The organism is Novosphingobium rosa NBRC 15208, assembly GCF_001598555.1.
Lineage (GTDB): Bacteria > Pseudomonadota > Alphaproteobacteria > Sphingomonadales > Sphingomonadaceae > Novosphingobium > Novosphingobium rosa.
Genome location: NZ_BCZE01000164.1, coordinates 1 through 1,628 on the forward strand (window position 1 = coordinate 1; position 1,628 = coordinate 1,628).

The 1,628-nt window shown below is 64.7% G+C and carries 1 protein-coding gene; it reads right to left on the reverse strand.

Annotated features, from left to right (window positions below; all coding sequences use genetic code 11):
* The coding region (locus SR3_RS30195; protein ID WP_245654166.1) for an electron transfer flavoprotein-ubiquinone oxidoreductase at window positions 1–1,628 on the reverse strand (1,628 nt) is incomplete at both ends.

Genomic DNA, 1,628 nt, shown 5'->3' on the forward strand with positions numbered 1-1,628 from the left:
TAGTTCGGCCCGCCCCCACCTTCTGGCGTCACCCATTCGATGTTCTGCGTAGGATCCTTGATGTCGCAGGTCTTGCAGTGGACGCAGTTCTGCGCGTTGATCTGCAGGCGCTTGTCGCCCTCCTCGCCCACGAATTCATAGACGCCCGCCGGGCAATAACGCGCCTCCGGCCCGGCATAGACCGGCAGGTTGACGCGCGTGGGCACCGATGGGTCGGACAGCCGCAGATGGCAGGGCTGATCTTCCTCATGGTTGGTGAAGGAGAAGGCCACGCTGGTCAGGCGGTCGAAGCTGATCACGCCATCGGGCTTGGGGTAGGCGATGGGCTTGTAAAGATCGGCGCGCATCGTGGCCGAGGCATCGGTGTGATGCTTCATCGGCTTGGCGACGCCGAAACCAAACAGCGTCCGCAGCCACATATCCGCGCCCGCCAGCACCGTGCCCAGCCCGCCGCCGAATTTGGCGACAATCGGCTGGGCGTTCTGCACCAGCTTCAGTTCGTCGGCGATCCAGCTCGAACGCACGGCGGCATCGTAATCCTCCAGAGCATCGCCCCGGCGATCCTGCGCCACGGCGGCGGCGATGCTTTCGGCCGCCAGCATGCCGCTCTTCATCGCCGTATGGCTGCCCTTGATGCGCGGCACATTGACGAAGCCCGCCGAGCAGCCCGCCAGCACGCCGCCCGGGAAGGCGAGATGCGGCACGCTCTGCCAGCCGCCCTCATTGATCGCGCGGGCGCCATAGGAGACGCGCTTGCCGCCCTCCAGCACCTTGCGGATCTCGGGATGCTGCTTCCAGCGCTGGAATTCCTCGAAGGGATAGACGTGCGGGTTCTTGTAATCGAGCGCCGTCACAAAGCCGAGCGCCACCTGTCCGCCCGCCTGATGGTAGAGAAAACCGCCGCCCCAGCTGTTGCTTTCGGAGAGCGGCCAGCCCTGCGTATGCAGCACGCGGCCCGGCACATGCTTGTCGGCGGGAATGTCCCACAATTCCTTGATGCCAAGGCCGTAAACCTGCGGCTGGCAATCGCGCTCCAGATCGAACTTCGCCTTCAGCCGCTTGGTGAGATGGCCGCGCGCGCCCTCGCAGAACAAGGTGTAGCGGGCCAGCAGGTTCATGCCGGGCTGATAATCGCCCTTGGGCTGGCCTTCGCGGTCCACGCCCATATCGCCGGTCTGCACGCCGATCACCTCGCCCTGATCGCCGTAAAGGATCTCGGCGGCGGGGAAGCCGGGGAAGATTTCCACGCCCAGCTCTTCGGCCTTGCCCGCCAGCCAGCGGCACAGATTGCCCAGCGAGCCGGTGTAATTGCCGTCATTCGAAAGAAAGCCCGGCATCACGGCGTGAGGCATCGCGAATTTGCCGGTCTTGGTCAGAACCCAGTGCCAATTGTCGGTGACGGGCGTTTCGGCCATGGGGCAGCCGTCTTCGCGCCAGTCGGGCAGCAATTCGTCCAGAGCGCGCGGATCAACCACCGCGCCCGACAGAATATGCGCGCCGATCTCGCTGCCCTTTTCCAGAATGCACACCGAAAGATCGGGCGAAAGCTGCTTCAGACGGATCGCCGAGGCCAGACCCGCCGGGCCGCCTCCCACGATCACAACATCGTATTCCATCGTCTCGCGTTC